This window comes from Rhizobium terricola, assembly GCF_012927355.1.
Taxonomy (GTDB): Bacteria; Pseudomonadota; Alphaproteobacteria; order Rhizobiales; family Rhizobiaceae; genus Allorhizobium; species Allorhizobium terricola.
Window position 1 is genome coordinate 1,156,859 of record NZ_JABBGK010000001.1, and the last position, 20,407, is coordinate 1,177,265.

General features: G+C 60.5%; 28 protein-coding genes and 1 tRNA gene. 5 read left to right on the forward strand and 24 right to left on the reverse strand.

Annotated features, from left to right (window positions below; all coding sequences use genetic code 11):
- The first annotated feature begins 593 nt into the window (after positions 1–593).
- A complete protein-coding gene (locus tag HHL25_RS05395; protein WP_169587997.1) occupies positions 594–1,190 on the forward strand; it encodes a hypothetical protein in 597 nt (198 codons plus the stop codon).
- A 42-nt stretch (positions 1,191–1,232) separates the two neighbouring features.
- On the opposite strand, the gene HHL25_RS05400 is transcribed toward HHL25_RS05395, so the two are convergent.
- From HHL25_RS05400 to HHL25_RS05460, 13 genes are all read right to left on the reverse strand, one after another.
- Positions 1,233–1,661, reverse strand: a complete 429-nt coding sequence (locus tag HHL25_RS05400; RefSeq protein WP_246701690.1) for a DUF3102 domain-containing protein — start codon at positions 1,659–1,661, stop codon at positions 1,233–1,235.
- 2 nt (positions 1,662–1,663) lie between these two features.
- The gene (locus HHL25_RS05405) at positions 1,664–2,128 is read right to left on the reverse strand and encodes a hypothetical protein (RefSeq protein WP_169587999.1); all 465 of its coding nucleotides are present in this window, start codon (positions 2,126–2,128) and stop codon (positions 1,664–1,666) included.
- A 12-nt stretch (positions 2,129–2,140) separates the two neighbouring features.
- Positions 2,141–2,503, reverse strand: a complete 363-nt coding sequence (locus tag HHL25_RS05410) for a phage baseplate plug family protein (protein WP_205927717.1) — start codon at positions 2,501–2,503, stop codon at positions 2,141–2,143.
- Positions 2,503–4,182: a tape measure protein gene (locus HHL25_RS05415; protein ID WP_169588001.1), complete on the reverse strand. Its 1,680-nt coding sequence runs from the start codon at positions 4,180–4,182 to the stop codon at positions 2,503–2,505. Before HHL25_RS05415 ends, HHL25_RS05410 begins: the two co-directional genes overlap by 1 nt.
- Positions 4,179–4,505 (reverse strand): hypothetical protein, encoded by a 327-nt coding sequence (locus HHL25_RS05420; protein WP_169588002.1) that lies wholly within the window; start codon positions 4,503–4,505, stop codon positions 4,179–4,181. Before HHL25_RS05420 ends, HHL25_RS05415 begins: the two co-directional genes overlap by 4 nt.
- Positions 4,505–5,164: a hypothetical protein gene (locus HHL25_RS05425; RefSeq protein WP_169588004.1), complete on the reverse strand. Its 660-nt coding sequence runs from the start codon at positions 5,162–5,164 to the stop codon at positions 4,505–4,507. Before HHL25_RS05425 ends, HHL25_RS05420 begins: the two co-directional genes overlap by 1 nt.
- An 11-nt stretch (positions 5,165–5,175) precedes the next feature.
- Complete coding sequence (locus HHL25_RS05430; RefSeq protein WP_169588006.1) at positions 5,176–5,478, reverse strand: hypothetical protein; 303 nt, start codon at positions 5,476–5,478, stop codon at positions 5,176–5,178.
- A gap of 14 nt (positions 5,479–5,492) precedes the next feature.
- Positions 5,493–6,788, reverse strand: a complete 1,296-nt coding sequence (locus tag HHL25_RS05435; RefSeq protein WP_315853028.1) for a hypothetical protein — start codon at positions 6,786–6,788, stop codon at positions 5,493–5,495.
- 110 nt (positions 6,789–6,898) lie between these two features.
- Positions 6,899–7,279 (reverse strand): hypothetical protein, encoded by a 381-nt coding sequence (locus HHL25_RS05440; RefSeq protein ID WP_169588008.1) that lies wholly within the window; start codon positions 7,277–7,279, stop codon positions 6,899–6,901.
- 116 nt (positions 7,280–7,395) lie between these two features.
- Positions 7,396–8,055, reverse strand: a complete 660-nt coding sequence (locus tag HHL25_RS05445) for a recombinase family protein (protein ID WP_169588010.1) — start codon at positions 8,053–8,055, stop codon at positions 7,396–7,398.
- Positions 8,056–8,208: 153 nt separating this feature from the next.
- Positions 8,209–8,712, reverse strand: coding sequence for a hypothetical protein (locus HHL25_RS05450; RefSeq protein WP_169588012.1), 504 nt, complete (start codon positions 8,710–8,712; stop codon positions 8,209–8,211).
- A 289-nt stretch (positions 8,713–9,001) separates the two neighbouring features.
- Positions 9,002–9,469, reverse strand: coding sequence for a thermonuclease family protein (locus tag HHL25_RS05455; RefSeq protein ID WP_449314259.1), 468 nt, complete (start codon positions 9,467–9,469; stop codon positions 9,002–9,004).
- Positions 9,470–9,476: 7 nt separating this feature from the next.
- A complete protein-coding gene (locus HHL25_RS05460) occupies positions 9,477–9,749 on the reverse strand; it encodes a DUF4236 domain-containing protein (RefSeq protein WP_169588016.1) in 273 nt (90 codons plus the stop codon).
- A gap of 175 nt (positions 9,750–9,924) precedes the next feature.
- On the opposite strand from HHL25_RS05460, the gene HHL25_RS05465 reads away from it, so the two are divergent.
- The gene (locus HHL25_RS05465) at positions 9,925–10,608 is read left to right on the forward strand and encodes a hypothetical protein (protein WP_169586022.1); all 684 of its coding nucleotides are present in this window, start codon (positions 9,925–9,927) and stop codon (positions 10,606–10,608) included.
- Between the two features lie 207 nt (positions 10,609–10,815).
- Here the strand turns inward: HHL25_RS05465 and HHL25_RS05470 are convergent, their stop codons facing one another.
- The 7 genes from HHL25_RS05470 to HHL25_RS05500 all read right to left on the reverse strand — a co-directional run bounded on the left by HHL25_RS05470 (position 10,816) and on the right by HHL25_RS05500 (position 13,666).
- Positions 10,816–11,064: a hypothetical protein gene (locus tag HHL25_RS05470; protein WP_169588018.1), complete on the reverse strand. Its 249-nt coding sequence runs from the start codon at positions 11,062–11,064 to the stop codon at positions 10,816–10,818.
- On the reverse strand, positions 11,061–11,228 hold the full coding sequence (locus tag HHL25_RS05475; RefSeq protein ID WP_169588020.1) for a hypothetical protein: 168 nt from the start codon (positions 11,226–11,228) through the stop codon (positions 11,061–11,063). The genes HHL25_RS05470 and HHL25_RS05475 overlap by 4 nt, the downstream gene beginning before the upstream one ends.
- A complete protein-coding gene (locus HHL25_RS05480; RefSeq protein ID WP_169588022.1) occupies positions 11,225–11,974 on the reverse strand; it encodes a hypothetical protein in 750 nt (249 codons plus the stop codon). The genes HHL25_RS05475 and HHL25_RS05480 overlap by 4 nt, the downstream gene beginning before the upstream one ends.
- Entirely contained in the window at positions 11,971–12,189 is a 219-nt protein-coding gene (locus tag HHL25_RS05485; RefSeq protein ID WP_205927718.1) for a hypothetical protein, read from the reverse strand. Before HHL25_RS05485 ends, HHL25_RS05480 begins: the two co-directional genes overlap by 4 nt.
- Positions 12,186–12,455 (reverse strand): hypothetical protein, encoded by a 270-nt coding sequence (locus HHL25_RS05490; protein ID WP_169588024.1) that lies wholly within the window; start codon positions 12,453–12,455, stop codon positions 12,186–12,188. The genes HHL25_RS05485 and HHL25_RS05490 overlap by 4 nt, the downstream gene beginning before the upstream one ends.
- Entirely contained in the window at positions 12,452–13,141 is a 690-nt protein-coding gene (locus HHL25_RS05495) for a hypothetical protein (RefSeq protein WP_169588026.1), read from the reverse strand. Before HHL25_RS05495 ends, HHL25_RS05490 begins: the two co-directional genes overlap by 4 nt.
- A 318-nt stretch (positions 13,142–13,459) precedes the next feature.
- On the reverse strand, positions 13,460–13,666 hold the full coding sequence (locus HHL25_RS05500; RefSeq protein WP_169588028.1) for a DNA-binding protein: 207 nt from the start codon (positions 13,664–13,666) through the stop codon (positions 13,460–13,462).
- Between the two features lie 108 nt (positions 13,667–13,774).
- Between HHL25_RS05500 and HHL25_RS05505 the strand changes: the two genes are divergently transcribed.
- From HHL25_RS05505 to HHL25_RS05515, 3 genes are all read left to right on the forward strand, one after another.
- Positions 13,775–14,335, forward strand: a complete 561-nt coding sequence (locus HHL25_RS05505) for a hypothetical protein (protein WP_169586023.1) — start codon at positions 13,775–13,777, stop codon at positions 14,333–14,335.
- The gene (locus HHL25_RS05510; protein WP_169588031.1) at positions 14,332–15,486 is read left to right on the forward strand and encodes a tyrosine-type recombinase/integrase; all 1,155 of its coding nucleotides are present in this window, start codon (positions 14,332–14,334) and stop codon (positions 15,484–15,486) included. The genes HHL25_RS05505 and HHL25_RS05510 overlap by 4 nt, the downstream gene beginning before the upstream one ends.
- A 77-nt stretch (positions 15,487–15,563) precedes the next feature.
- Positions 15,564–15,653: transfer RNA gene (locus HHL25_RS05515), tRNA-Ser, on the forward strand.
- A 182-nt stretch (positions 15,654–15,835) separates the two neighbouring features.
- On the opposite strand, the gene HHL25_RS05520 is transcribed toward HHL25_RS05515, so the two are convergent.
- The 4 genes from HHL25_RS05520 to HHL25_RS05535 are packed head-to-tail and all read right to left on the reverse strand — an operon-like array spanning position 15,836 to position 20,349.
- The gene (locus tag HHL25_RS05520) at positions 15,836–17,464 is read right to left on the reverse strand and encodes an FGGY-family carbohydrate kinase (protein ID WP_246701692.1); all 1,629 of its coding nucleotides are present in this window, start codon (positions 17,462–17,464) and stop codon (positions 15,836–15,838) included.
- A gap of 57 nt (positions 17,465–17,521) precedes the next feature.
- Positions 17,522–18,250 (reverse strand): SDR family oxidoreductase, encoded by a 729-nt coding sequence (locus HHL25_RS05525; RefSeq protein WP_169588032.1) that lies wholly within the window; start codon positions 18,248–18,250, stop codon positions 17,522–17,524.
- 21 nt (positions 18,251–18,271) lie between these two features.
- Entirely contained in the window at positions 18,272–19,531 is a 1,260-nt protein-coding gene (locus HHL25_RS05530; protein WP_205927719.1) for a sugar ABC transporter permease, read from the reverse strand.
- A complete protein-coding gene (locus HHL25_RS05535) occupies positions 19,528–20,349 on the reverse strand; it encodes an ATP-binding cassette domain-containing protein (RefSeq protein WP_169588034.1) in 822 nt (273 codons plus the stop codon). Before HHL25_RS05535 ends, HHL25_RS05530 begins: the two co-directional genes overlap by 4 nt.
- Between the last annotated feature and the right edge of the window lie 58 nt (positions 20,350–20,407).

Sequence of the window (20,407 nt, forward strand, 5' to 3'; positions counted from 1 at the left end):
TCTAGCCCATGGCCCGACCAACCAACCGTCCTGTTACGAAGCAACAACGCGGTCACAACATGGCAGAATTGCGAACATTTGCCTCAAACTATCTGTGTTAGCTCGAAACATGGTTAACGAACAACTAAAGCCCAAAGAACGTCCGGGCCTTCAACTTGAGGCGCGAAACAAGGCAAGCACCACCAACTCGCGAGGCGGATCCAGCCACCTGCCCATTGCTCGACCAAACGAAATGCGTCTTGCAAAGCGCCGGCGCATTGCGCATAAGGCGGACAGCGGAAGAGTGTCCGAGCGGTTTAAGGAACCGGTCTTGAAATTCGGTTGCAACCGTCTCGGTTGGTGCTATCCCCTCCCCTGTTTCCCCTATTTTTCAGGCGCTTTCGATAACCGTATTCGGTCGCGTCACTCTTCGTTTCGGAACGTGCTACCGAGTAGGGTTGCAGAATGGTAGCAAGCCGTTCCCCTGCCGTTCTCACCCATCCGTGACCTTGATTTTCAACAGGCCAGAATTGTGATACGGTGCCTGACGACCATGGGTTGCCTTTTCAGCACGGCTCACTGGGAACCGAACAACGAGTGAGGAGAACTGAAAAATGATCAGGTCAGTTGCTATGGTGTCGCTTCTCCTGCTTGCTAATTCAGCAGATGCGGCAAGTGTCTCCGAAAATGCGTTCATGGAGATCACTCGCGAAGGTGCCCCCAAACTTTACAAGCAATGGGGAAAAGACGGCTTCGCAAGGATAAATCAGGCGCTCAAGAGGGCTGTGGAGATCACAGCAACCTCAGGTGAGTGCGACAACGTTTTCCTGAGCGGATATTCTTTCGACCAGAGCGTTCCGAAAGACACCATTGTCGTGTTCGCCGATTGCAACAATGGAAAGCGTTTCTTCTACACTGAAGAAGAGACGAAGAGCGTTTCCGCCGCGCCTGAATCGCTCCAGGGGGCGCTGGAAAAGATTACTAATTCCGACGCAGTCAGCGCGTGCGAAGCTCTCGCGAGAAAATCCGCCAAGCTTCCATCAACTGTCGTCCCGTCATACTTTGGTGCGAACGTCACCAGAGGGCAGATGGGAATCAGCGTCGCACTTCCATTCGAAGCGAAGAGCGCTCTTGGCGCAATGCTCCCATATGTGGCTCATTGCTCAATCACCGACAAAGAACCAACGCTGATCTCGATAAAAGAAAGATAGAGTAGCTGGCCTAAGCAGATGTGGCGCGTTAACGCCGGGGTTTCAGCCGGATTGACGCGGCTGCTTTGCGGCCTTCATGAAGCGAGCCGCTTGCTTGCGTGTAATGCCGCTTTCCTTGTCAATCCAAGGGCCGAAGTGGCCATGAGGAAGCTGCGCTTTGACTTGCAGCAGCTTTCGCCCGATCATGATCTGTCTTTCCTCGGAAACCCGCTCCCTGGGACGCGGTAGCCAGCTTGCCGGTTCTTCCCGCCTCTCAGGTGCCGGCGGCGCGGTCAATCGATTGTGAGCGTCCCATGCGGCCTTTTGCTGATCGGGCGTGAGCTGCCGGAACTGGCGAAGGGTCATGCCCAGACCGAAAGCCATGGGAGCGATCGAGCGGTTCGGTCCGCGGAGACTGGCCAAGCGCGCCGACTGCCAGTCATTGAGGTGGCGCATGATGCCGACGCCTTCGACCTCGATCTCCTTCAACATGGTCACTCCTCGATTTTGAACGAGACGGCCCCCAGAAGCTCGCCGGAATGGATCAACGGTTTCGAGCTACCTTTCTGCCGGATTGTCGACGGCGCGTTCGGAGGGCTCTGCAGGGACGCGATTTCAGCCTGGATATCGCCTTGTGCTTTGATGCCGAGCTTTGAGAGGACCCGGCGCATGACTTGACCCGGATCTTTGCCGGCTGCCGCGGCGCGGATGATCTCTTTCGCGCCCTGGATCATGCCGGCGCGATAGCTCGCCCGGTTATCGCGCATGGCGTTTTGCATGAAAGGGCGCTCAGGGATCGTAGACGTCCCGAAGTTGTTGAACGTCGCGCGATTGATCACGTCGCTGTCTGCCTCGCCTGCAGGAAACCCGACCTTCACACGAGCCGGGCGCTTCGGAATGGACCGAATGCCAGCGACACCCTTGCCGACTACTTTGGTGCGCTTGATGCGTACGATCATTGAGATCCCCGATCATTTGTAATGGAAGTCATACAGCCCATATTCCTTCGCCTCCTCCTCGTTCAGGTGGTAGATCCGGAACTCGCCAAGTGGGAGGGCATCCCGATCAGGCTCGGCGCCCTTCGTGACCGCTGCGGCGACGAGGTAGCCTATTTCGAAGTTGAACCGTTCGCGAATGTGACGGCGGAACGTTCGCAGCAGATCTACTCCCCCGACAATCCTTCGCCCGTGCAAGATCGGCTGATCGTCGATCGACATGTCGAAGCTCCAACGATCAGACGTGACGTTGTAGCGAAATCGAAACGTCACGCGCCGGCCGTTGATGATCGTCCCGAACTGCTGGTCGGCATGATCGCGGATCTCGATACGGTTCATCAGAATGCATCGTCCTTTTCAAACCGGGATGCCCGACCAGAACCGGCTGCCGCGTTGCCCACTGCCGAGCCGACAGCCGCGCCAACAGCTGACGTAGCCGCAGCCACGCCATTGACCACCACGCCGCCGACCTCGACCTTGACAGACTGGTTCCGGTTGTCGGTCAGGTTGCTTTCGACCTTGGCAGCGGCATTCCTCCCTTCCATCTTGATGCGGTTGCCTTCGAGGTTTTCCATCATGGTCTTGTAGTCGAGCGCATCCTGAGTGAACCCGGCCTGCGGGTTGACCTTCGGGCCATCAACACGCCGGTTCCCGTCCATGTAGATGAACTTGCCGTTCTCGTCGTAGCCGGCGCCCTCGACATAGCCAGGCTTGGCCTTCGGGTTGTCGACGGCCTTGATGCCGCTGATCTTGGCCTCCTGAGCGGCGAAGAAGTCGAGCGCGCCCTTGGCCAGATAGTATGCGCCTCCCAGCGCGGCCAATGCGACCGTCAAAGGCCAGATCGACGCAGAGAACGCGCCGATGGCAGTTGCAGCAGCCCCCAGCGCTGTCGCCGCTGCCAGCGTGGCAATGATCTCGTCGAGCTTGTCGGCGTCGATCCCCGTCAGTTTGCTTAGCGCTTCGGCGAACTGTCTGATCGTGCTGTCACCGCCTTCGAACCACGACAGGATGTCCTCGAAGATCAGTAGGCCGGCGATCCATGGGAATTTGACTGCGGCGATGGCAGCAAGCCCAGCCTTGATGGCATTGAACAGCGTCGGGTTCGCCGTCATCCACCCTGTCAGGAACTCGAAGTGCCGGCGAAGGCGCGACAGCGAATAGACCGCGGTATCGACTGCCCACGTCAGTCCGTTGCTTAGGCTGGTGGCCCAGCGATCGAGCGTTCCGTTCGCATCCAACTCACCGAGGTAGTCGAGCAACCCGCCGAGGTACCCCTTGACGCGATCGAAGAAGCCCTTGTCGCCGATCTTCTTCTGGAAGATGTTCCAACCGTCCGACAGGTTCGACATCATGCCGTTCCATGTCTTCGACTGGCGAAGCATGGCGCCGTTGAACGTCGAGCCGAAATGGTCCTTGAGGAACTTCTGAATTTCGGCGCCGCTCTTCTTGACGGTCTTGGTGAGTGTCTGCCCGTTCTTGGTCCACTGGAACGTGACCTGATCGCCTTTCTGTGAAGCCACAAGGCCGAATTCGCGAAGGCGTTCGAACTGGAACGACGTCGCATCGGCGAACGCCTCAACGGCCATGTTCAGCGGCTTGTTCATCGCCGATGCCGTGTCCCCGAGGATGCGAAGCGTATCGTCCATCGGGTCGATGCCGTAGCTCTTGAGCTTGATGAACGCATCCGTCACGCCGGCAAGTTCGTAGGGCGTCTTGGCCGCGAATTGGGTGATCCAATCCATCGACGCCTTGGCCTTGGTCGCAGATCCTTCAATCGTCTCAAGGCTCGCCTGGAAGCCTTCGAAGTCCGCGGAAACGCCTATCACCGACTTGCCGAGCATCGCCATGCCGCCGCCAAAGGCAGTCGCGGCCGCAGCGGCAAAGGTGGCCATCCGCGTGGCGAGTGCACTCAGTCCCTTTTCGGCATCGCTCATGCCCTTCTTGAACTTGCGAAGGTCTTCCTCGCCGGTAAGGTCCCAGCCGAGTTGCGCGATCAGTTCCTCGACGACGATGCTCATAACGCTTCCTTTTCAAGCTTGGTTGCGGCTGCCGACTTGACGAAGGCTGCCCTGATCTCCGTGTCGGTGTCGGGAATGCTGCCGGGCCGATCGAGCCGGACGGCGTAGAGAGCTGTCAGGAAGGTCGACTGACCTACCTTCGTCACGATCACGATGAACTCTTGCCCCGGCTTCAGCGGGGGCAGATGACCATGCCGCATCATGCGTTTCAGCTCGGCTCGGAACGGTTTGCGAGCCCGGTACTCCCGGCCTGGGCGCATGGCGAAGAACGCCCGATCCCGAAGAGTGAGGCTGTCGCGCGTGATGCGGTCGTTGCACTGCATCACGCGGCCTCCGGCTCGGTGCCCGTGTCATACCAGGCTTCGAACGCCTTCTTGTTGTCGATCCCGGCTTGCTTCCTCACGTCTTCCTTGAAGACGCTGGCGAACGCCGCCATCACTTCAAGGGCTTCCTCCCGAACCTGGATGTGCTCCAGAACGTCGGGGTGATTGCGCTCTGCATAGACCTCGCGAACCATTGCCGCCTGTTCTTCCGGCAAGCCAGAGACGACGGTCGGGAGTTCAAGGGCCGCGGCGGCAAAGATCGGATCTGCCTTTTCCCCGAGCACGAGGGAGAGGCGCTGAGAGGTGTCGACAGTTCGGAGAAATTCGCGGATCTCTCGACGGTGAGCCGCAGCCATCATGTCGCTCGGATCATACTTCGGCTTGCCGACGTTCACCCGAGCCTCGTCGAGCTTCTGTCGGCTGTCCTTGATGAGCGTATGCATGCGGCGGACTTCCTGCATGACGTTCTCACCCATCCGTTTCCGATAGGCAGAGGCCACGCCGGCCGGCGACAGGTGCCTGTTGCTGCCAGCCTCCACCTTCCACTTCGTGACGATCGGAACGAAGGAGTTGACGTTGTTAAATGCGCCTTCCAGATCGGCAACACGAGGATCAGAGGCCGGGAAACGCTGGCGAAGGGTTGTCAGAAGATCGACCATGGGCGTGCTCCTCAGTTCGAAAGCGCGTCGATGATCGGATTGGCCATCGTCGCGATCCGGCGATTGAACTCGGTCGTGTAGGAACCGAAATCGGGATGCCGCATGTCGACCGGGAGGAAATCGAGACCACCGCGGAAGGAGTGATGATCATAAGCAGCGCCCGCGAGCCGGTTCACGTTGCCGTTCTGCAGGACGCGGTCATAGGCGGCGAGATCGAGATAAGCCGCCTCAAGCTCGGCAACCGCCGCGGCATAGCGTTCGCCGGCAGCCTGTCGGGCTTCTTTCAGTTCGTGGATGGTGGTGGGCTGTGTCATTGCGTGGTCCTTTCTCAGTTCCTACGGGTTGCGCCGGATGCGGCAACCGGCGCGCGTCTCACAAATGCGATGCAGGTCGCCACGCCGGCCACGGCATTCGCCAGGTCATCATGGCCGCCGGGCGCATGGTCGATAGTTTCCTTGCCGCCGCGATAGACACGGCGCTCGAGGCTGATCAGTTGGTTCTGGAGTTGCAGGTGATCGAGCAGCCTGATCTGCCCGCTGTTCATGAGGGGCAGCAGATCCCGATAGAGATCCGATCGCACCTTGTCGGCGATCTTGTAGGCCACCCCGCGATTGCGGAAATGCTCGCGCGGGAACTCGCCGCCGTATCGGTCGCCCATGACTTCGCGAATGCCGTAGGCCCGGATCACCTTGCAGAACTCGTCGATCGTCTGCTCAGGACTGAAGGGCGGTTTCTTTTCGAGCAGAAGGTCCAGAATGACCGTCGGTCCTTCCTGGTGTGCGATGGCGAGCGTGAAGCTGTCATTGGAGCCGCCTGAGGGGTCCACGAATGCGAAGTACTTCTGCCGATGGTCCCAGGGCAGGAGCGTGACGCCTCGCATTACAACGCCTTCCACGACCTCTCTGCTGACGAAAGCTTCGATATCGCGGCGGAACTCTGCCCCATATTCGGCCGATGCCTTGGCCTCATCCCTCTCGGTCGCGCGATCAATGACCGATTGGCGCACCGTGGGGTTCATTTCCCGCGTTGCCGCCTTCCAGACCATGATCGGCCCGTTCTGCCCCCAATACTGCCGGTAAGCCTCCCAGAGGGCGCCGCGGCGTGCATGCGGCGAGGAAGCACACAACAGCATCGCGTTCGGAATGGTGGCCATGCCCGGTCGGATGGCGTCCAGGATCTCGAAATCAGGTTCGGCGCTGTCTTCGGAAGGCCAGAAGGCGATTTCGTCGCAGAGAACGGCGACGTAGGTGTATCCTCGGGTCGTTCGGAACGATGCCGTTCCAACCTCGATAGCAACGTTGTTATCCAGGTCGACACCTTCGGCCCGCTCGGCAAGCACCATGTCGGAAAGCATCGGGATGCCGGTCAGCAAAGCCTTGGCATACTTGATGATAGTCCTCGCCTGCCTCCGGTCGGCCGCGATGACCATGACGGTGCCCACTTCGCCAGGTGCAAGGAACGGTCGATAATCGCGGAAGCAGGCGAGGAACACGGCGACAAGCGCCATCACGAACGACTTGCCGCCTCGACGGCCAATGATCAGCCACGCCTCTTCAGAAGGCTCTCCAGGAAGCTCCTCACGTCCGGTGTGACGACGATAGATCTCTACCTGCTCTTCGGTCATCGGCAGGCCGAAGAGGGCCGCAAGGAATGCGAACCATGCCTGATACGTCTCCGGGTCCTTGAACCAGGGGCCGAACAGTTCGGGATCCTCGCAAGCCTGCAGGATGTTCATCAGGCGCGCTCCCTCAGATGGTCCTGAAGGGTGCGCTTCGGCTTGGCCTTGGTCTTGACCTTGAGGTCCCGGGCAAGGCGAGCGTGAAGGTTCGTCAGCCGGACCAAGACCTCATGATCAACGTCCTCGCCCTTGACGATCGCGCTTTGCAGCTTCTCGCATTCGACCATGACGGCCGCCAGTTGCCGGATCATGGCCTTCTGAGGTTCGGACAGGATCGAAGCCCCGCCCATGTCATCGGCCATGTTCATGCAGAGGTCACGGTATCGACGGCCGAGCGCGCTCCGATGGTCGACGCCTTCCAGCAGCCACGAACCATTGGAGATAGCCGAGCGATTACGGGTCGAATTGCCTGCAATGGGGGTCTTGAACGTATCCATAACCCGACAGATGACCGGGTTTCGTTGGTCGTTCAATGCAGGTTACAGCGTCAACGGGGAACCACGTTGAACAACGTTACGCAACGTTACACGAGAGGAGGGATGGCTGCTTTCATTCAGCTTTTTACGGGCTTCTCAATGTGACGGTCAAGGATACGCTTGACAGTCATGGCCTGCATCCCATGGGCTTCGCCGATGGCCCGGAAGCTGTCACCGTTGGCCCTCGCTGCGATCATTGCCTTGAGGGTCTTCTGCTGTTCAGGGTTCTCGACGAGCTGCTTGTCGAGGACGTCATAGCCGAATGGGACCTTGCCGCCGCCGTAGATGCCCTGGGAGGCCAGATGACGTTTCACCTCCCGGATGCGTTCCCGTATCCGATCGCGCTCATTTTCTGCCACGGCCGACAGGATGGTGAAGACCAGTTTGGAGATCCCGTTGCTGGTCACGTCACCCCCGAGATCGATCATCACAAGCCCGGTTCCTTGCTCTTTCAGCTCCTCAAGGGTGGTGAGGGCGTCGGCAGCGTTGCGGAACATTCGGTCTAGCTTGGGAGTGATGATCACGTCTCCCTTGCCAGAGGCCTCCAGGAGGGCTTTTCCCTGTGGCCGATCGGCGAGGGGTACCGAACCACTCACCCCAGCCTCGACGAAGATTTGAGGCTCCTCCCAGCCCTGCATCATGGCATAGCCGGCGATCTTCGCCTTCTGGGTTTCAAGGCTGTCGCCGTTCGCAGCCTGGTCAAGAGTGGACACGCGCACATAGCCGAATACCCGCATAGCCAGCCCCATTTGTAACTTTGCTTTAGCAGAGATACGAAAATAGCAACGTTACGCGCTGAAAACAAGGATATTCCAGGGCTTAAGAAGCAGGCGGAAATCTCAGGCCAATTCGCCGGCCGGAATTTGAGGCGGTTTCGGGCTTTGTCGTGGCTACTGTTTTTGAGCGTCTACAGCTTTACTCGCTGCATCTCGCTGTTCCTGGATCTTCTTCGCGGCCTCAGTCACTAGCTTCGTGTAATATTCAGCGTCCGCGCGCCGCTCCATTTCACAGGCTGAACACCATCCCTTCATGTCTAGGACCGCTCTTGCCGCTTCTTCCGCCTTCATTTGTCCAGTCTCGCTGGGATGAGCTTTCACCGCGTCCACTATTGCGTCAATTTGGCGATTTATTCGTTCTTCGCTGGCGAGCTGTTCATTCGCGGCTTGTATCGCATCGTTATCGAGCTTCCTCATGTCGGCAGTTGAGGGAGTGGGACGACGTTCCTCCGGCGTGTGAACTTCCTTTGTCGGCTTATCTGGAGGCCCAGGTCGATCCGCCTGACCTGCCTTCAGCCGCTCTTGGCTTTCGATGGTAATGGCCGGTCCTCGACCTTCAGCAAGAGAAACGTTCGGATTGAATGCGAGAATTGCAAGTGCACACGCGTATGCCCTCATAACACCCTCCCGAAATGAGCCGCTTGGAAGCCTCACCAAGCCCCCACCTTAATGGCAGTGAACACGCCCGGCGCTGTTGTCCATATGGCAGCATTGGCCGGGCGGCGAACTCTTGCGGCAACCACCGCCGTGAGCATATGCCGATGCGGATACACAGACCGCCAGGACAGCGGCAAGAGCAATTCTCGTGATGATCATGATTGTTCCCCCTACCGGGAAACCGTAGCAGGCGGCCGGCGGTAGTCGATCCTGAGAAATCTATGGGTTTTGGAACAATCTTCGATTGTGGTTACTCGCAGGACGCGCCGCGGACGGCGCAGGGCCATTCGAACCGGCCGGACCATAAGCCCCTCATGGCCGCCTGGGCTTGCGCCTGGTCGCTCGCGTACTTGCCTCGGCTGTACTTCGGCCAATCGATCGCCATGCCCTGCAGGACCATCCATCGGTTTACGTCGACCCCATCGGCGCGACGGCAGGCCCCCACGAGCCTATCCCAGCTTTTTCCGGTGATCAGACAAGTCGTGGGGCGGGATTTGGCGAGGAAGGCGTCGAGGGCATCCGCGGACACCTTTCCGCAGCGGTAGGGCCTCCCTGAAGCGTCTTCGCAGCGCTGGCGGGCTTCCGGCGCATCGATCCCGTCAAAGCGGATCCGCTGGCCTCTGATCTCGATCGTGTCGCCATCGACCACGGACGCCCTCCCTGCAATTTCTGCCGATACTGCCGGGGTGGCCAGACCGAGAACGACGGCTATCGCCAGGTGGAGACTAGGCAAGCAGCGCGACCACGATGATGATCCCCGTGATTGCGAGAATGGCCAAGAGGCCGCCCCTGCTGCCCGATCTCGAAGTCTTCCGTTTGCCGATCTTTTCACGTGCCGAAAGCCCTGTTCCGGGAATGCTCGCGCCTACGTGAGTGCCACGTGAGCCTTTCGAGATCCCGACGTTTCTTGTTCCGGCGCGAACACTTGCGCCGCTGTTCGACAAGGTGAACCGGATGCCCGGCGCGACCTTGAATGACTTCCTGAACCTGATCCCCATGGCGTCTCCCTCCGACAGCTTCAGATTGGAGCGGGCTGGATAGATTTGCAACCGTCAGTTTTCGTTGTTCTGGGTTCCCTTGCGCCGCTTGTCGAGAGGCCGTTGCCGCTGAAGGATCTCGACAACCCCAATTTCCCGATGCTAGCAAGTATTCGTTGCAATAGCGGGGGCGCTGATGGCTGAGGGACGAAATCTTCTCGATACTGTTGTGGGCATTGTTTCGCTGGCCGGGTTGTTGGCCGGTGGCATCTGGTACGCGACAGGACTTCAAAATCAACTCGATGCGGCGCAGCGCGAAATCACTGAGCTGCGGACCAAGCTGGAGACGGTGTCTAAGCCGTCAGGGATCGTAGGGCCGCCGGGGCCGAAGGGAGATCCAGGCCCGGAAGGACCTCCGGGTCCTCAAGGGCCGCGCGGATATCAGGGTGATGTCGGTCCTATGGGCCCTGCCGGTTCAGGTGCTGGCGGCCTTTCTGAAAGCCAGGTTCGACAGTTGATCCAACAGGCTATTCAAGGCCTTCCGGCGCCGTCGACATCGGGTGGGATCTCCGTCAGCCTGGACGGGGAGGACGTGTTCGACTCTTCAGGGTGCATCCCAGTGTCTGGCATCAAGAGCCTCACGACCCTCAAGCTTAGGGCTGGGCAGGAGTTCTGTGAAGCGGATGGTAGGCTAGTTGGGACTGTGAGCCAATTTTTCTCAAAGGGTGGTTTCGCTGTGAAACGCCCCGGTGAGCCTTCCGACAATTGCAGCTTGGGCAATCGTTGTAAGTTCAGATGGCTGGGCTCTAAAACATACATCTACGAGCGAGTGGGCGAAGACGACAAGGGGCCGGTCGCGTTGCTGCGACTGGCAGAATGACTGTCTAGCCCGCATTTCGCCGACCGATGGCTTCCTGCTCTCGTTCCTCAAACCACTGCCGGATTGTCGCCTTTCTCGCGCATACCGACCTGCCCATCTTGAATGTGGGTAGGTTACCGGTTTCATCGTGCCACGAGACAAACCGCGGGGTGACGCCAAGGAACCGGGCTATCGCCTTGTGACCGACGAGGAGTTCAGTGTCTTCACTCATGAAATACTCCCGCTGTCGATGAAAAGCTGACGGCGGGTCGGCGCGTCCCAGATGACGTCGGTTCCTTCGGCAATCAACTCGCCGGCCAGTTCAGCGCATGCCGGGGAGCTGTCCCGGGTGGCGATGACGTTCCGGCTTCCCCCTTCGACGAGTTCGAAGAGGAAAACGGGCTTGCCGGCTTCCTTCTCGGTGCACATGGATACCTCGACGCGGCGACGATCGGGGAAGTTGACGACGTTGGTCATGCGGCCGTCCTTTCCAGGCGCAGGATTTTGCCCCCGTCCTTCGGTGCCGGGATCTGGTAGATGACTTCAAAGGCAGCCTTCCGGCACAGGGCCGGGAGGAGATCGATCACTTGAGCTTTGGGCCGGCTGTCTGCCCAGGCGAAAAGATCGAGCTGTTCCTTCATGCCAATTCCCTCGCTTCGTTCTTCCAGTTTTCGATATCGCAGGGAAACAGACTTCCCCTCATCAAGCGCTGCAGAGCCTGATCGGTGAACTTCGCAGGCAAGCCGAGACGTCGGAGAAATGCCTTGCCCTCCTCGACGCTTTTCGCAGGATCGTACGGAAATTCCTGATCTTCGTTTTCTCGCGCGTGCGTATACGTATCCCTTTTACCTCCAGAGCCCATTTGTCCTTCCCCTTGTCCTAGGTCCTGCTCCTGCCCCTTGTCCTTTTCCTTCTCCTTGCTTCGAAGGGTATAGGAAGCCCCTTGGAAGCCCCTTTCGAATTCATCAAGGCTCGGCTGGTCGGCGAAGTGATATGCATCCCGGTAGGTTCGGTAAAAATCCAATGTTATCGGGCAGATAGGCAGGGCCGCAAGTTGCTTTGCGACAGACGGGACACGGTTATCCTTGGGACTCAGTCGGGGTGCGACTTGCGTTGCGGCCATTTGATGAACCCAGACGATCTCGGTGCCTTCATCATAGGACGCTATACCCGCTTCACAGACCCTTCGAAGCCCCTTCGAAGCCCCTTCAGGGTCGAGGCCAGTCTCATAGGCCAGGAAGACGACCGGCAGGTGATAAATGCCGATCATGGTCGAGAGGGAACATGTCGTGAGGTAGTAGTGGATCGTGATAGCCTCGATGTCACCGCGAAGCTTCTTCAGATCCGTCTGCCAGATCGAAGGGGGAATTGTCGCAAATTTCCTCATGCGAACGCCTTTCTGACGATCCGAAAGCGTTGCGCCATAGCCAGTGCTTCCGTCGCCTCAAGTGTTGAAAGACCGAACCGGTCACGGAGGACAGGAACCGCCGGCCGTGGCGGCTCCTTCTGATCGGCGAACCAGATGGCGGCCTCTTCGACCGCGGCGCTGTGCTCGTGACTGTGGCCCGTAGTGCCGCCGGTGGGGATGGTGATCGAGGTCAATGGACATACCCCTGTTGCTGGAGCTGCCGAAGTTCTTCGGGATCGTCGACACGGAGGGCGCATGGGTTCTCCCAGCTTTCCGTTTCGGTGTCGGAGAGGTCCAGTTCCAAATCGTATTCGCATCGGTAGGGCGTCGATCCGAGAGACGGCCCCATGTCGCCGTTGTCTTCGAGGTCGGGATCGCCATCGAGGAGGTCGAGGAGCGCAATCAACTCCTCAATCTTGGCTTCAAGCCGCTTGCGGGTGAGTTGGATCTGCTCGTTCATCGGGCGATCCTCACGTTCGGATTGCGGAAGGAGGCGACAAAGGCGAAAGCAGCCTCATAGGAGAGGCTGGAGCGCTCGTGCATGGCGGCGAGGTGCGCGCCTTTGGCCTGAATGGCCTCGATCGACGACACAGGTTCGTTGATCAGCGCCTGCAGAAGTTCGGCTTCACGCTTGTCCAGCAGTTCGACGACGGGGACCATGGCCGGATCAAATCGCTTGTCGCTCTCGTCCGCGAACGGTCCGACGTCACTCCACAGCAGCAAAGTCTGGCGGTGCTCGGCAATGAGCTTGCCGATCCGAACCAGTTCGTCCGAGGGCTCGTCATTCGTGACGACGGCGAAGCGTTCACGCGACCGTTCGTTCTGCATCCAGTCGATGACGGCCTTGAGCATCGGCTCGATCAGGGGGCTGTCGCCTGCCTCCTGTTCCTCGAATGCCAGCTTCAGCGCCTGTTCGGCTTCGTGCCAGTTGGTGGCCGGCGTCATCCATGTGCGCAACACGCTATAGCTGGCCTTGGAAAGATCAGGCGCGGCATCGTCGACGAGCGATCGGGCGAGATAGTCGTTCCATTCCGCCCTGTAACGGTAAATCGCGGTCAGGAGCGCCCATTCGTGATCCGGCTGACCTTGGGCCGGTTCGGAGATTGGCAGGGTCTGCCCATTCGTGATATGCGTTTGCATGTTCATGTTTTCATCCTTTTGCGGGGATAGAGGATTGGACCGGGCTCGGAACCGTTGGCGCGGTTGCCGGGCCGTTTTCTTGGAAATCCGCTTCGTGGAGCGGGTTTTCGAGCTTTGCTGAGGTGTAGGGGTGTTGCCCTGCACGGAATGGCCAGAGGACGCATTTCACGCTCTCACAGGCCCTTATCTCGGATTGCTGGCCGCAGCAGCAATCAAGGCATTTCTCCCTGATCGCCCGCATCGGGCTTTTCCGCTTGTGACCGGCCCGCTCTGCAATTGCTGCTGTCGGTGGCCAGACCGCTGCGAGTTCGGTGCGATCCGGCTTCATGCTGCGCTTCCGATGCTGGTCTTTAGACCGAGCCGCTGGGCGAGAGGCGCAACCGGAACAACAATCCGGCCCCCTACCCTGATGGTTTCAAAGTCGCCACGCTTGGCGGCCTCGTATGCTGCGTTTCTGCTGAGACCGAAGAACAGCGCTCCCGCATCGGGAACAGTGATCGTCGGTCGTCTCAGTGCTTCGTCGACTGTCATCGGGTTTCTCCATATGCACATATAGCGCATAAGCAACATCTCACATCTCAGGATTGATTGCAACTCAACATGCACATATGGTGCATATCGAAACCGGAAGGGACGGACATGGCGGAAGACAACGAACAAAAGAAGACCGAGCGATTGCACATGCTCATCTCTCCGGCGGAGCTTGAGGCTATCGACGAGTGGAGGTTTGCAAACCGCATAGGAACGCGCGCGGAGGCAGTCCGAAGGCTCTGCCAAATCGGATTGATAGTGGGAAGGGAATTGGAGGGTCTAGCAGACGCAGCGACGGAAGCCTCCGACGCTATGTCAGAGCTCGATAACGAGATCTTCGGTTTTTGGACTACGATCGCGAGCCCCGTCTACAAGTCGGACACTCTCAATCGAGAGGCCATAATCGAAGAAATTTCAGACCTTTCTTCGGGCGTCGAAAAAGTGAACGGGGCAGTCGACCAATTGTCTTCGATCCTTGTCGGCCTATTCGCGGCCTCGACAGCGACCTCTCGCTTGGAACTTGGGGAAGGAAAAAAGCGCGCCGAACAAGTCTTAGAAGAAATGCAACAGTCCCTCCAGAAGATCCGCGACCTGAGGGCGGAAAGCGCGAAAAACCACCGCGAGATGACGAAGTATGCTTACAGGAAATCGGACGGGGAAACGGAATGAAAGGCCATATCCGCGAACGCTCCCCAGGCAAATGGGCGATCATCCTTGACGTTCCCGACCCCGAGACGGGCAGGCGCCGGCGGAAGTGGCACACATTCCACGGCACCAAACGCGAAGCGCAGACCGAGTGCGCCAGGCTGATCACGCAGCTCAACGGCGGCCAATACGTGGAGCCGTCAAAGACCACCCTGAAGGACTATTTCGTCCGCTGGCTGGAGCATGAGAAGGCGCATGTTTCACCGAAGACGCACGAGCGTTACGAGGAACTGCTGTTGAAGAACGTGGCGCCGGTTATCGGATCGATCGCGCTGACCAAGATCGACGCGAGCAAGTTGGACCACGCATGGGCGAAGCTGCTGGCGAGCGGCCGGCGCGATGGCAAGGGAGGATTGTCGCCTAGGACGGTGCACCACTGCAGGCGCGTGATGCTGACGGCGATGGATCAGGCTGTCCGCTGGAAGATGATCCCAAGCAATCCCGTCGCCCTCACCCGGCCTCCGAAGATCGAGCGGGCTCAGATAGCCGCTTATGGTGCTCCTGAGACAGCCAAAATGCTGGTGGCACTCCGGGATAGCCGGATGTTCATCCCTGCCCTGCTTGCCGCACTTTGCGGCCTCAGGAGAGGCGAAATCCTTGCGCTGCGTTGGGAGAACGTTAACCTGAAGGCCGGCAGCGTGGCGATCCGGCAAAGTGCCGAACAGGTAGGAACGGAAGTCCGCTACAAGGAGCCCAAATCCGGCAAGGCTCGGACAGTCGCCCTGTCCTCGACCGTGGTCGACGAGATGAAGCGGCACCGCACGGCCCAGGCCGAGGAACAGTTGAAGCTCGGCATCCGTCCCGATGGTCGATCGTTCGTGGTCGCGCAGATCGACGGCAAGCCGTTAAAGCCGACTTCCCTCACACATGAATGGACGAGGCTCATCGCGAAGACCGATCTTCCGCAGATCCGGTTCCATGACCTTCGCCACAGTCACGCGACCCAACTTCTGGCGGCCGGCGTGCATCCAAAGATCGCAAGCGAGCGGCTCGGTCACTCGACGATCGGCATAACGATGGATCTCTATTCGCACGTGATGCCAGACATGCAAGCGAGTGCGGCTGAACAAGTTGACGCGGCGATCAAAGCTGCTACAAAGCCGCTCACTGAGTGAATTGGTAGCAAAGCGGTTGCAAACGGCCTCTTTGGGCGATTGACAAAAAGTCGAAAGCGAAATCAAATCAATCGGTTGGAAGAGTGTCCGAGCGGTTTAAGGAACCGGTCTTGAAAACCGGCGTGCGGGAAACCGTACCGTGGGTTCGAATCCCACCTCTTCCGCCAGTGCATCCAATGAACCATTGTTGTTGTTGGATCATTTCATCGCCAATTGTCAGCCCAACCCGGTCCCGATGGGAATCCTAGAATCCTTCCCGGGCGTGCGTGTGGCGCTAGGCGAATCGGCCGGCATCCATAACAAGCGGTGAACCTTCGGCGCGCGATCGGGCACTCAAGCCGCCGGGCGGTCAAGCCGATCGCATGCAGTCCTGGAGCGCGCGGAACTGTCGGAAACGCGTGGCGTGGGCCTCTGCTATTGCCCCACCCGCAGGTTCAAAGGTCTTCGCGACGCAAGTGAGTGCCGCCATGGCGGACGGCATGTCGGCGAAGGCACCGCCCGCGACCGCTCCGAGAATGGCCGAGCCGAGCAGAACCGGCTCGTCGGCCTCGGTCGCGACCACCGGCTTGCCGCAGGTGTCCGCAAGCACCTGGCGCACGAGATCGCTGGCGCCCGCTCCACCGCTGATGACGACGCGCTCGATGCCGGCGCCGAACTGCGCCTGGGTTTCGACGATCTGGCGCAGCCCGTAGCCGATCCCACACAGGCCGGCAATGTAGAGGGCAATCAGGCTGTCGAAATCCCGCTCCATTCCAAGTCCGGCGATCACAGCCCTGGCATGGGGATCGGCGAAGGGGGCCCGGTTGCCGAGGAATTCCGGCACGACATGCAGGCCCGCCGCCAATCCGACGACGTCCGAGAGACGCTCGACGCGTGCCGCGGCGGTCTGCGCCATCATTGCCGGGAGGGAGAGGCCACGATCCCGTGCCACGCGCGCAGCTTCCTGGGCCGCCGGATGGAAGGCGAGGAGTTGGTCGATCGCCGCGCCTGCAGCACTCTGTCCGCCCTCGTTCAGCCACATGCCCGGCACCATGGCGGAGTAGTAGGGACCCCATACGCCCGGCACGAAGACCGGCCCGGCGGTCGAGGTCATGGTGCAGGAGGAAGTTCCGAAGACATAGGCAAGGTTTTCCGAAGGTCGGCCCTCGATACCGACGGTACCGATGCCGCCGGCATGGGCGTCGATCATGCCCGCACCCACCGCGGTTCCGGCTCGCAAGCCCATGGCCTCCGCCGCAGCGGCCGTCAGCCCCTGCCCCAGTCGCGTGCCGGGTTCGACGATGGACGTGCCGATACGGGCGAACCCTTCTGCAGCGAGTTCATTGAGCCCAATCTGTCCGAAGTAACTCGGGTCCCACCGGCCTTCATGGGCCAGGTAGGTCCATTTGCAGGTCACCGTGCAGGTGGAGCGCGAGAGATCTCCGGTCGACTTCCAGGTCAGAAAATCTGCGAGATCGAAGAACTGCCAGGCCTGGGCAAAGGTCTGAGGCCGGTTCTCCTTGAGCCAGAGGAGTTTCGGCGTCTCCATCTCCGGCGAAATACGGCCGCCCACATAACGAAGGACGTCATGGCCGATCGCATTGATCCGTTCGGCCTGGCCGACGGCGCGATGGTCCATCCAGACTATGATGTCGCGGGACGGATCCTCGGAAGGACCGACGGCGAGCGGCGCGCCGCCCTCCCCGAGCACGACCAGCGAACACGTCGCGTCGAAGCCAAGGCCGATCACGGCGGCCGGGTCGCCGGCAGCCGATCCCACCACCTCGCGGACGATCGCGCACACGGCATCCCAGATCTCCGTGCTGGACTGCTCGACGATCGAGCCTGCCTCGCGATGGAGCGAGATGTCGCGCTTGGCGACCGCGAGCATCCTGCCGGCGAGGTCGAACAGGCCGGCCCGCGCGCTCCCGGTCCCGACATCGACGCCGATCACATAGCGCGGCGCTCCTGTGGCTGACATGGTGTGTGCTTGGCTCATGGTCTGGTCTCTGTCATCGGATAGGCGCAACTGCGATTGCGGAACGAAAGTCGGGCGTCAGAGGTCGACGCTGTTCGGAAGGATGACCAGGTCGCGGATCGTGACATTGCGCGGCCTCGACAGCATGAACAGGACGGCGTCGGCCACTTCCTTCGGCTGCATCAGGCTGCCATTGGCGAGCGCTTCGTCCATCTTGGCCTTCGGCCAGTCATCGAGCAGCGCCGTGACCACGGGACCGGGAAGCACTGCACCGACCCGAACGCCATGCTTTGCCATCTGCCGGCGGGTCGAATGGACGAAAGCCTGAACAGCGAACTTGGAAGCCGTGTAGATCGGCTCCCAGACGACCGGAACGACGCCTGCGATCGAGCTGGTGAACAGGATGTCGCCCGACTTTTGGGCGATCATGTGCGGCAGGACGGCATGTACCGAGCGGAAGGCCGCGTTGATGTTGAGGTTCAGCATCCGGTCCCAGGCGTCGGGATCGCCCTCCTCCACCGGACCGCCGATATAGGCACCGGCGTTGGCGTGGAAGATGTCGAGGCCACCGCCGGCTTCGAGGATGCGCGGCAGCATGCCGGAGACTTCCGCACCGTCGAGAAGATCGACGACCAGCGGACGCGCCCGGTCACCAAGGTCCTGGCACAGCGCCTCGAGCCTCTCCCTGGCGCGGTCGATCAGCACCACGGTCGCGCCCTCGGCAATCAGGGTGCGCGCGCATTCCAGTCCGATGCCGGAGGCAGCGCCCGTGATCGCGGCGACTTTGCCCTTCATGAGATCCGTCATTGTTGTTCTCCAATTATTCTATCACGCGCGGCCATGGCTGACGCGTGACCGGCGTGCAAGCGAGTCGACGATTACGGCAATCGCAAGGACGGCACCGGTGATCATGTAGCGAAGGGATGAGCTGAGGTTCAGCAGCGTCAGGCCATTCGAAATAGCCTGGATGACGATGATCCCGAGCAGCGCGGAATAGGCGCTGCCCCGGCCGCCGAAGAGGCTGGTACCGCCGATGACAGCCGCAGCGATGGCGTTGAGATTGACGTCGCCGGTTCCGGCCTGCTGGCTCGACGAGGCAAGGCGGGCGGCCGACAGCGTGCCGCCAAGGGCCGCGAGCGTCGAGCAAAGCACGAAGGCGCTCGCATAGATCCGGCGCACATTGATGCCCGAGCGGCGGGCGGCTTCGCGATTGCCGCCGACGGCGAACATCGAACGGCCCCATTTGGTCTTGGTCAAGGCATAGTTCAGCACGACGACGAGCAGGACGAAGAGACCGAACATCCACGGCACGCCACGACCGATGTTGAGATAGTAGACGGCCGTTTCGAGCGCGACGGTCAGCACGGCCGCCTTGACGACGAGGCTGCTCAAGGGTTGGGACGACAGGTTCACGGCCCGCCGGCGAGCGCGAACGACGAGGCCCACAACCACCAAGACGGCACCGGGAATGAAGGCGACGAGATGGGAGAACCAGTCGGGCATGACCATGATCTGGCCGAAGCGGACAAGCGGCGACGCATAGGGAAGATTGATGCTGCCGGTGGAGCCGAGCATGTAGAGCTGCATGCCGAGAAGCGCCAGGAGGCCGGCAAGCGTGGCGACGAAGCTCGGCATTCCGAGGCGGTTGTAGAGCAAGGCATAAACCGCGCCGACGGCAGCCCCTGTCACCAGTGCGGCAGCGATGGCGAGAGGCAGCGCGATCCCCGAATTGACCCAGAGCACCCCGATCACCGCCGAGGCGAGGCCGCTCATCGAGCCGACCGACAGGTCGATCTCCCCGAGCAGCAGCACGCAGACGATGCCGAGTGAAATAATGCCGACGGTCGCACAGTCGAACAGCAGGTTGACCAGGTTGTTCGGCGCCAGAAAGATCGGGTTCAGGATGCTGAAGACCGTCGAGATGACGATGAGGCCGACGGCGACGGGCAGCATGCCGAGGTCACCGGACCGGACCCGGTTGAAGAAGGCACGGAACATGCCCGCCAGTCCGTCGGAGTGGCGGACACGTTCATCGCTGCGGTCAAGGGCCGGCTGGGTTTGGTTGTTGCTGGACATCTGGTTGCTCATGCGGGGCTCCCGCCGGTGGTGGCCTGTTCGCCGGTCTTGCGGCCGATGCGGCGCGAGACCGCGTTTTCCGTGGCGCCGGTGATGGCGGCGACGAGTTCATGGTTCGAAGCGTCCGGGCTGAAGACACCGTTGTTCCGGCCGAGGCGCAGGACGACGATGCGGTCGGCGACCGCCCGCACGTCCTCCATGTTGTGACTGATGATGATGACGCCGAGACCGCGCTCGCGCACCCGTTCGATGAGGTTCAGGACTTCCGCCGTCTGGGCAACACCGAGGGCCGCAGTCGGCTCGTCGAGCATGATGATCTTCGGGTCCAGAAGCAGGGAGCGGGCAATCGCGACGGTCTGGCGCTGTCCGCCGGAGAGCGACGCGATGGGTTCGCGCACCGACGGGATGCGGGCGGCGAGTTCCCGCAGCAGTGTCCAGGCACGCACCTCCATCGCGACCTCGTCGAGTCCCCAGGGCGAGATTTCGTGCCCGAGAAACAGGTTCGCGACGACGTCGAGGTTTTCGCACAGCGCTAGGTCCTGGAAGACGGTGGCGATGCCGAGCTCGAGCGCCCGGCTCGGGCTGTCGAGCGATACGTCCTGGCCGCAAAATTCGATGCGACCGGACGTCGGCTGGTGAACGCCCGCCAGGATCTTGATCAAGGTGGACTTGCCCGCGCCATTGTCACCGACGAGGGCGACGACCTCTCCGGCCTTCACCTCGAGCTCGATATCGGTCAGGGCCGACACCGCGCCGAAATTCTTCGAGACATTGGATAGCTTCAGGATTGCCGTCCCCTTCTGGGGCAGACCTTTGTCGATTGTCACCATGGCGAGACGCTCTTCAGTGGGAAAGACTTCGTCCGGCCGGGATTGCCCCGGCCGGACA

What these genes read in the sequence shown, in the direction of transcription:
- HHL25_RS05480 (WP_169588022.1), bottom strand. Translation starts at nt 11,974, where the DNA reads ATGAGGAAATTTGCGACAATTCCCCCTTCGATCTGGCAGACGGATCTG.
- HHL25_RS05460 (WP_169588016.1), bottom strand. Translation starts at nt 9,749, where the DNA reads ATGGGGATCAGGTTCAGGAAGTCATTCAAGGTCGCGCCGGGCATCCGG.
- HHL25_RS05505 (WP_169586023.1), top strand. Translation starts at nt 13,775, where the DNA reads ATGGCGGAAGACAACGAACAAAAGAAGACCGAGCGATTGCACATGCTC.
- HHL25_RS05510 (WP_169588031.1), top strand. Translation starts at nt 14,332, where the DNA reads ATGAAAGGCCATATCCGCGAACGCTCCCCAGGCAAATGGGCGATCATC.
- HHL25_RS05435 (WP_315853028.1), bottom strand. Translation starts at nt 6,788, where the DNA reads ATGACCGAAGAGCAGGTAGAGATCTATCGTCGTCACACCGGACGTGAG.
- HHL25_RS05440 (WP_169588008.1), bottom strand. Translation starts at nt 7,279, where the DNA reads ATGGATACGTTCAAGACCCCCATTGCAGGCAATTCGACCCGTAATCGC.
- HHL25_RS05410 (WP_205927717.1), bottom strand. Translation starts at nt 2,503, where the DNA reads ATGAACCGTATCGAGATCCGCGATCATGCCGACCAGCAGTTCGGGACG.
- HHL25_RS05525 (WP_169588032.1), bottom strand. Translation starts at nt 18,250, where the DNA reads ATGACGGATCTCATGAAGGGCAAAGTCGCCGCGATCACGGGCGCTGCC.
- HHL25_RS05420 (WP_169588002.1), bottom strand. Translation starts at nt 4,505, where the DNA reads ATGCAGTGCAACGACCGCATCACGCGCGACAGCCTCACTCTTCGGGAT.
- HHL25_RS05465 (WP_169586022.1), top strand. Translation starts at nt 9,925, where the DNA reads ATGGCTGAGGGACGAAATCTTCTCGATACTGTTGTGGGCATTGTTTCG.
- HHL25_RS05450 (WP_169588012.1), bottom strand. Translation starts at nt 8,712, where the DNA reads ATGAGGGCATACGCGTGTGCACTTGCAATTCTCGCATTCAATCCGAAC.
- HHL25_RS05405 (WP_169587999.1), bottom strand. Translation starts at nt 2,128, where the DNA reads ATGATCGTACGCATCAAGCGCACCAAAGTAGTCGGCAAGGGTGTCGCT.
- HHL25_RS05430 (WP_169588006.1), bottom strand. Translation starts at nt 5,478, where the DNA reads ATGACACAGCCCACCACCATCCACGAACTGAAAGAAGCCCGACAGGCT.
- HHL25_RS05495 (WP_169588026.1), bottom strand. Translation starts at nt 13,141, where the DNA reads ATGAACATGCAAACGCATATCACGAATGGGCAGACCCTGCCAATCTCC.
- HHL25_RS05530 (WP_205927719.1), bottom strand. Translation starts at nt 19,531, where the DNA reads ATGAGCAACCAGATGTCCAGCAACAACCAAACCCAGCCGGCCCTTGAC.
- HHL25_RS05415 (WP_169588001.1), bottom strand. Translation starts at nt 4,182, where the DNA reads ATGAGCATCGTCGTCGAGGAACTGATCGCGCAACTCGGCTGGGACCTT.
- HHL25_RS05475 (WP_169588020.1), bottom strand. Translation starts at nt 11,228, where the DNA reads ATGAAGGAACAGCTCGATCTTTTCGCCTGGGCAGACAGCCGGCCCAAA.
- HHL25_RS05425 (WP_169588004.1), bottom strand. Translation starts at nt 5,164, where the DNA reads ATGGTCGATCTTCTGACAACCCTTCGCCAGCGTTTCCCGGCCTCTGAT.
- HHL25_RS05445 (WP_169588010.1), bottom strand. Translation starts at nt 8,055, where the DNA reads ATGCGGGTATTCGGCTATGTGCGCGTGTCCACTCTTGACCAGGCTGCG.
- HHL25_RS05395 (WP_169587997.1), top strand. Translation starts at nt 594, where the DNA reads ATGATCAGGTCAGTTGCTATGGTGTCGCTTCTCCTGCTTGCTAATTCA.
- HHL25_RS05400 (WP_246701690.1), bottom strand. Translation starts at nt 1,661, where the DNA reads ATGTTGAAGGAGATCGAGGTCGAAGGCGTCGGCATCATGCGCCACCTC.
- HHL25_RS05470 (WP_169588018.1), bottom strand. Translation starts at nt 11,064, where the DNA reads ATGACCAACGTCGTCAACTTCCCCGATCGTCGCCGCGTCGAGGTATCC.
- HHL25_RS05535 (WP_169588034.1), bottom strand. Translation starts at nt 20,349, where the DNA reads ATGGTGACAATCGACAAAGGTCTGCCCCAGAAGGGGACGGCAATCCTG.
- HHL25_RS05490 (WP_169588024.1), bottom strand. Translation starts at nt 12,455, where the DNA reads ATGAACGAGCAGATCCAACTCACCCGCAAGCGGCTTGAAGCCAAGATT.
- HHL25_RS05520 (WP_246701692.1), bottom strand. Translation starts at nt 17,464, where the DNA reads ATGAGCCAAGCACACACCATGTCAGCCACAGGAGCGCCGCGCTATGTG.
- HHL25_RS05500 (WP_169588028.1), bottom strand. Translation starts at nt 13,666, where the DNA reads ATGACAGTCGACGAAGCACTGAGACGACCGACGATCACTGTTCCCGAT.